The organism is Allocoleopsis sp., assembly GCF_036703385.1.
In the GTDB taxonomy this organism is placed as follows: Bacteria; Cyanobacteriota; Cyanobacteriia; order Cyanobacteriales; family Coleofasciculaceae; genus Allocoleopsis.
This window is the reverse complement of the sequence record NZ_DATNPA010000460.1, coordinates 1-6883: the sequence shown is the minus strand read 5'-3', so window position 1 is coordinate 6883 and position 6883 is coordinate 1. Positions and strand designations below refer to the sequence as shown.

The 6883-nt window shown below is 46.3% G+C and carries 5 protein-coding genes; 1 reads left to right on the top strand and 4 read right to left on the bottom strand.

Going from position 1 to position 6883, the window contains the following annotated elements; translation table 11 throughout:
* Nucleotides 1-213: 213 nt before the first annotated feature.
* Both V6C93_RS22560 and V6C93_RS22555 read right to left on the bottom strand, forming a co-directional pair.
* Nucleotides 214-669 carry a DUF1830 domain-containing protein gene (locus V6C93_RS22560; RefSeq protein WP_333478920.1) on the bottom strand — a complete coding sequence of 152 codons (456 nt, stop codon included), beginning with the start codon at nt 667-669 and terminating at the stop codon, nt 214-216.
* A 777-nt stretch (nt 670-1446) separates the two neighbouring features.
* On the bottom strand, nt 1447-1626 hold the full coding sequence (locus V6C93_RS22555) for a hypothetical protein (RefSeq protein WP_333478919.1): 180 nt from the start codon (nt 1624-1626) through the stop codon (nt 1447-1449).
* Between the two features lie 267 nt (nt 1627-1893).
* Here V6C93_RS22555 and V6C93_RS22550 point away from each other — a divergent pair, with 267 nt between their 5' ends.
* Nucleotides 1894-5376, top strand: a complete 3483-nt coding sequence (locus V6C93_RS22550) for an EAL domain-containing protein (protein ID WP_333478918.1) — start codon at nt 1894-1896, stop codon at nt 5374-5376.
* 118 nt (nt 5377-5494) lie between these two features.
* Here V6C93_RS22550 and arsS read toward each other — a convergent pair whose 3' ends face one another.
* Together arsS and V6C93_RS22540 are read right to left on the bottom strand one after the other, a co-directional pair.
* A complete protein-coding gene (gene arsS / locus V6C93_RS22545; RefSeq protein WP_349262801.1) occupies nt 5495-6490 on the bottom strand; it encodes an arsenosugar biosynthesis radical SAM (seleno)protein ArsS in 996 nt (331 codons plus the stop codon).
* A gap of 179 nt (nt 6491-6669) precedes the next feature.
* On the bottom strand, nt 6670-6883 hold a 214-nt coding region (locus V6C93_RS22540; protein WP_333478916.1), incomplete at its 5' end, for an inorganic phosphate transporter.

Below are 6883 nucleotides of genomic sequence, written 5' to 3'. Positions count from 1 at the left end.
AGGCAAGCTTGCTGCCCAAATTCAGCTGTTCGCTACGAGCCGGAAGAGAGACAGCATCGGGAGAATGAGTCATTAGGAAAGAGTGCAACTCTACTGAGCAAAACCTATCACAATTTCTGCATCAGCACCTAATATTAATTTGATTTTGACTTTCTCTACAGGCCGATTCCCTAAATCCGCCTTAAAAAGAAAGGCTCTAACTGATGCAGTTCATTAGTTACCTAACTGATTAACTTGGATTTTCTCAGTAACACGTAGCTGATCGCAAGGAACAAAAATGCTCATGTTATCAGTATACTGAATTTCTAAATTAGCCTCTAGCACGGCTTCAAACATCAGACGCTGACCGGGAAAAATAACTTGCTCGAAATACAAATCGGAAATATTTTTAATCCGAATCATTTGAATATGATGGGTAACATTCGTATAAGAGCAGAGAATGCGACCAGAGGAATAAGTGTTTAGAGAATTGCCTAAGAGAGTGGATGTTTGAATCATCGTTACCAGTTGAGATAAAAAGGAACCTGAGAGTACTGAAAGACAACGCAGATGCTGTTCAGGTGAGAAGAGGCCAATCACCATTACTGCCTGCCATTGCCAGTTATCCAGAACTCCCAGGAGCCGCTCTTGCGAATTGCACTGAATCTTTAAGATATCTGTTGCGATCACACTCTGACTTCTGCCTAAGGAACAGAGTTATTGTTAACTTAGATAGTGTTCAAGGATACAGCACGCCCGGATAAACTCTTTTTCAAAAGCCAAGAATGGCTTTTTATAGAATCAGATTCATTCAAGAAATATAGCAATTCTTGTTTAAGTGAGGTACACGGGTTGCGGCACAATATGCAGTGTTCCTACAGGGTTGGTGTACTCCATCCCAGTGAGAATCGCCCTACCCGATTTCCTCCGAAAGATGAGGGCTGAATCTGTAGCCGAGCATGGGGAGAACAGCAGGCTGTATTTTTCCTTGACCAAAGTGGCATTGTCAGCAGCGAAGCGTGTACACTAAGGCATGACTTAAGCTGTGCAGCTACCAACACAATATCTGTAGAGTTCCCAGGTGAGTTGGAGTTCTATGTGGAAGGTTCTGGGTAAGTCCTGTGGGTGCTAGGAAAAGAAGCAAGTGTTTGCTCTTTTCAAGGCAGACACCCTGAACGCGAGTACACAACGAACAATGAAAATGTCGGCTAGGAACGATTTTAGTGTAGTTTCAGTGTCTATTTTCAGATTAGGCATCATGAGCTAATGCTTAAAACGTTCGCTCCTTCTGAGCGGCTCCTTCTGAGCTACGGTTTTCCGAAGGAGTACAACCTTTCAAGGCAGGGTGTCAGCCTATCCGGGTGCGGTAGTGAGATTCGCCTCTGAAAAAGCCTGCGAGAGCTGGGCGTCTTCAACTGGGTGTAATTTAGGGGGTAAGCAGAAACTCCTGAATTCGGTGCAAATCGCCTAGGGCATCCCACAGAAATTAATAACAATACACAAGCTCGCCCTGTGTTTGAGGGTTGTATTTCTATCGACACCCTTACCCGGTGCAATCATGGCATCGAACACAGTTCCATAACCGCATATTAAAGCTTGTGTAAAGCCTAAAGCTTTTTGCGATATGGGTAGGAGCAAATCAGACATGATCTGAATCTGCTTAAAAAATATTTACCTCGGTTCTCAGAACAGCGATGAGGTGCGTGACTAAAAGTGTTTATGCTGCAATGTTTTGAAAGTCTGTTTTCTTACAGATTACTGATGCTCCAAGATCATTGGTTCCTCCGGACAGCAGAGCTGAGCTGGCTCCAAGTTTTTTCTAATTCATTAATTGTTTTATTCTATTACTCAATTTCTATCCTATTATTTTACATTCTGTACCAGCGCAAGACTTTTCCAGATGCAGCAATCTTGATGCTGCTTGGAGTTTTCTCCCTGGCTAGCGGCACCACTCATTTAATAAATCTATGGGCACTTTGGCACCCAAATCCTTGGCTAGTTGAGGCAAAGGAAGTTCTCGCACTAGCAATGGCTTTGTTGACGGTGCTACTAGCGACGCGGTTACTCATTAAAGTCTTGACACAGCCTCGCTCTGCTAATTTACCAGCCGTGGTTCCATCCATTGTTGACTGGAATACTATTAGTGCTAGTGCCGCTGTTGTGGATAGCCCACAAGTAGCAACCCAAGAAGAGTCAGCAAAGCCTGCGGACGATAATACCTTGTATCCAGTGCCACCTCCCTCACTTGACCCTGAATGGGAACAACAAGTCAATGAGCAGATAGCACAGTTGCAGCGAAACCATCCCCAATTCACAAGTGACATACCAGGACGAGTCCGTTGGTTAGAAGAACTCGGTCTGTTACAGTCACTCAGTACCCTGATCAGTGATGCTCCCGATTTTCATTCCGCACTATGTATGGCGCTTCGCGTAGTGTGTGAAGTGACCAACTGGGACTATGGCGAAGCGTGGCTCCCTCGCCCTGACGACAGTGTTTTAGAATGTACTCCGGCTTGGTATAGCAAAAGCCCAACGCTGGAACCGTTTAGGTTCTCCAGCCAAAAGCTAACGTTGCCACCCAATACCGGTTTGCCAGGACGGGTATGGACTTCGCGACGACCTCTTTGGATTGAAGATATTTCGGCGTTAGCCGACACGTCTATTGTTCGCCCGCAGGCGCAAGTGGCTGGACTGAAGGCAGGGTTTGGTGTTCCCATTCTCATGGGTGATCGCGTCCTTGCAGTTCTGGCCTTTTTCATCACCCAATCCCGCTCGGAAGACGAGCAATTGGTCGAACTCGTGTCCGCTGTAGCAACCCAATTAGGCTTAGTGATGCAGCGCAAGCAGTTAGAAGCAGAACTGCGCCAGGAACGAGACTTTAGCAAAACCCTAATTGAAACAAGTTCTGCCTTTTTTGTTGCGGTTGATGCGCAAGGCAGAATGATCATGATGAATCAAGCCTTCCTCAATGCGGTGGGCTATACCCGGAATGAGGTTTTGGGCGCTGATTATGTATTAACGTTTGCTACCAGACGCGATCGCAAGTCGATTTACAAAACTTTTAAGCAGCTGCTCAAATCAAGACAATCAATCCTGAAGGAAAGCTACGTCCTCACCAAAGATGGACGAGAACTTTTAGTGGAGTGGCGTGGCAAGCCAATCTTCAGGCATTCCCAAACAGAACCAGGGAATGAGGAAGAACTGGATTTGGTTTTTGGTGTAGGCATTGATATCACCGAACGTAAGCAACTCGAGCAGGAACTGCGTCAGAGTGAGGAGCGATATCGCGCTGTTGTTGAAGACCAAACCGAATTGATCTGTCGATTTGTCGCCGATGGGACTATCACCTTCGTCAACGACGCCTACTGCCGTTATTTTGGCAAAACCCGCGAGGAACTCCTGCAAAGCAATTTGTTTCAAGGGATTCCCGACGATTATCGCGAAAAGACTCAACGGCACATTGCCAGTCTGAGTTTGAAAAATCCGGTCGCGACCAGAGAATACCAAATTCTCATGCCTGACGGCGAGATTCACTGCCTAAAGTGGACTGACCGAGTGATTGTTGACCCAGGAGCAAGAAGACACGGGGAAATTAGAGAAGAACTCTCCGCTTCTGGGCAAGCATCCTCAACACAGGGAGATGATCCGGTTGTTGAGTTTCAGTCCGTGGGACGGGACGTTACAGAACGTCGGCGGTCACAGCACGAAACGGCTCGACTGGCATCGATCGCACTGCTGAGTCCCAACCCAATTGTGGAAACAGATTTAATGGGTCAGGTTCGTTATCTCAATCCAGAGGCGATGCGATTGTTGCCTGATTTACAAGAGCTTGGCTCAAAGCATCCGTTTCTGGCGGGAGTGCCCTCAATGGCTGAGACACTGCAACGCAAAGCTTCTATCCGGCGCGAACTCAAAATTGGTGAGGTGTATTATGAACAAGTGCTGCACTACCTGGAAGAAATCGAGTGCTTTCGCATCTATGCCTTTGATATTAGCGATCGCAAACAGGCCGAGCAACAATTAATTCACAATGCCTTTTACGACCAGTTAACAGGGCTACCAAACCGGGCTTTATTTATGGATCGATTGAAGCAAGCGGTGCGACGTGCCAGGCAGAGCCGTAGGAGTGGCTTACGCGGCGTGCCCTATCTGTTTGCCGTACTGTTTGTCAATCTCAATCGGTTCAAGTTAGTCAACGACAGCCTAGGAAATGAGGCGGGTAACCAGTTACTCCAGAATTTCGCCCAGCGTCTCCAGACGTGCCTGCGTCCTACAGATACTGTAGCCCGTCTGGGAGCGGATGAGTTTACTATCCTTCTAGAAGGGATTCAGGATGTCAATGACGCCACTCGGGTGGCGGAGTCGATCAATGAAACGCTGAGTTCACCCTTCTACCTCAACGATTGCCCAAGGGACACAAGCATGGCTGATCGCGAAGTGTTCATGACACTCAGCATTGGGATTGCACTCAACACTGGCAGTGAGGAGCAACCGGAAGATATGCTCCGTAATGCTGACCTCGCGATGTATCGAGCGCGATCGCAAGGCAAAGTGTATTATGAAGTCTTTGACGCCGCCATGCACGAACTCGCTGTAGAGCGATTGCAGATAGAGACAGATTTGCGGCGAGCCATTGAACGGCAAGAATTTCGGGTTTACTATCAGCCCATTGTCTCCCTCTCTACGGGCAGGATTATCGGGTTTGAAGCCTTGTTACGCTGGCAGCATCCACAACGGGGCTTAATTTCCCCCAATGGGTTCATCTCCACCGCCGAAGAAACGGGACTGATTAGCCCAATTGGCTGGTGGACGTTGCGAGAAGCCTGTCATCAACTTAAAGAGTGGCAGAGGCAATTCCCGTCTACCAGGCCGTTAACGATGAACGTCAATCTTTCTTGCAAGCAGTTTACTCAATCAGATTTGCTCGAACAAATTGACACCGTACTTCAGGAGGCTCAAGTCGCCGTCGGCAGTTTAAAGCTGGAGATTACAGAAAGCGTCGTCATGGAAAATCCTGATTGGGTTAAAGATGTACTCCTAGAACTCAAGAAAAGAAACATCCCTCTGTGCATCGATGATTTCGGTACGGGCTATTCTTCCTTAAGTCGGTTACACCACTTCCCCATCAGTACCCTCAAGATTGACCGCTCATTCATCAGCCGGATTGGGGCATTAGGTGAGAACTCAGAGATTGTACAAGCGATCGTGACACTGGCTCAAACACTCAGCATGGACGTTGTGGCAGAAGGGATTGAGGTTTCAGAGCAGGTTTCACCCCTCCTCGCGCTGCAATGTGAATATGGGCAAGGATACTTCTTCTCTAAACCCGTAGATAGTGAGGCGGCTAGAGCTCTACTGATGGCGGAGTGGGAACAACAGCATGAGGAAGTTGGTTGAAACTCAGATTTTGCACCTTTCAATCTTATTCGAGGCTTTGGTGGGTTAGGCGTAGCCGTAACCCACCCTACACAACCTTTCAACCTTCAACCTTTAACCCTCAAACCTTCAACTCATCCTAAACCAAAGCCCCCCCGCAACTCGAACCACAACCCGCTGTGCAACCATAGCAAAAGGATGCCGTGCGAATCTTATCAATTAAGTCTAAACTACCCGCTTCCAAGAGCTTGGCAACCGTCAACCTTTCCCCCGTGCGAGACTTCGCGCCCAGATTTTCCATCTGGTTAAAGTCGCAATCGTAGACATTCCCCAGATAGTCAATCGAGAGTTCATTGCGGCACATCAAATGCTCTACTGTATTTGCATTGAAGTTTTCCTCTAAGAACTTCAGATAAAGAGAATACAGTTTAGTTCGTTGCAAATGAAACTTAGTTCTACCTACAGGCAAATTCGTGATTGTAAATAACTGATTAAAATCAATCGCAAAATGTTCTTTGAGGAACTTTTTGTAATCTTGTTCTAACTTGACCTGATTGGGAGTCAAGGAAAATTTATGGCCTAAAGGAAGCTGGGGATTATACACCAAATCGAGGATTAAATTAGCTTTCCTTCCGTAGCCTAATTGATTGAGCCATTGAATGGCACGAATTGAGTCATTATAGACACCCTTACCTCGCATTTTATCAACATTGTCCTCTAAATAGCAGGGTAAAGAAGCCACGACTTTTAACTGGTGCTTCGTAAAATATTCGGGAAGATTCTCAAACCCCGGCTCAAAATAAATCGTCAAATTTGACCGAACAATTACATCCTTACCTGTTTCCCGTGCTGCCTCAACAATTGGCTTAAATCCGTAATTCATCTCCGGTGCGCCACCCGTCAGGTCAACTAGCTTAATTTGGGGGAACCGATGAATTAACTCAATAAGCTGGGCACAAATTTCTGGGGAAAGTTCTTCTGTGCGTTTTGGGCCAGCTTCCACATGACAGTGAGTACAAGTCAGATTGCAGCGCTTACCTAAATTAATTTGTAAAACAGTAATTTTGTTTTTAGTTAATGGAGCATTCAGTTTGTGTGGGAAGGGTGTTATAACTGAACTTTCTGTTTGAATCATTTGTTGATACCTGGTGATTTCATAAATTAGATGAGTGGTATCTGCCAAAACTTGCAGGTTGTAGATACAAGGGATAACTCGTTTTTCTAGTTTATAGGCTACATGCCTTGATGGAAGGGGTTCCTGGATGGCGTCGAAATGCATCAATCAGAAGGCGATCGCAACCTGATCTGACGCACTCACATCAATCCGTAAGCAATTCCACTCAATAATGCTGCAATAGGTAACGTTAAAATCCACGAGAGTAGAATCTGATAAAAAACTCGCGCATTCGCTTTTTTTGAAATCAATCCAACTCCAAAAATTGAACCAACTGATACATGAGTAGTTGAAACAGGAAGCCCATACTTGCTCGCTGCAATAACCATTAAGCCTGTCACCGCATTGGCAGTC

What these genes read in the sequence shown, in the direction of transcription:
- V6C93_RS22555 (WP_333478919.1), bottom strand. Translation starts at nt 1,626, where the DNA reads ATGTCTGATTTGCTCCTACCCATATCGCAAAAAGCTTTAGGCTTTACA.
- V6C93_RS22550 (WP_333478918.1), top strand. Translation starts at nt 1,894, where the DNA reads ATGCTGCTTGGAGTTTTCTCCCTGGCTAGCGGCACCACTCATTTAATA.
- arsS (WP_349262801.1), bottom strand. Translation starts at nt 6,490, where the DNA reads ATGATTCAAACAGAAAGTTCAGTTATAACACCCTTCCCACACAAACTG.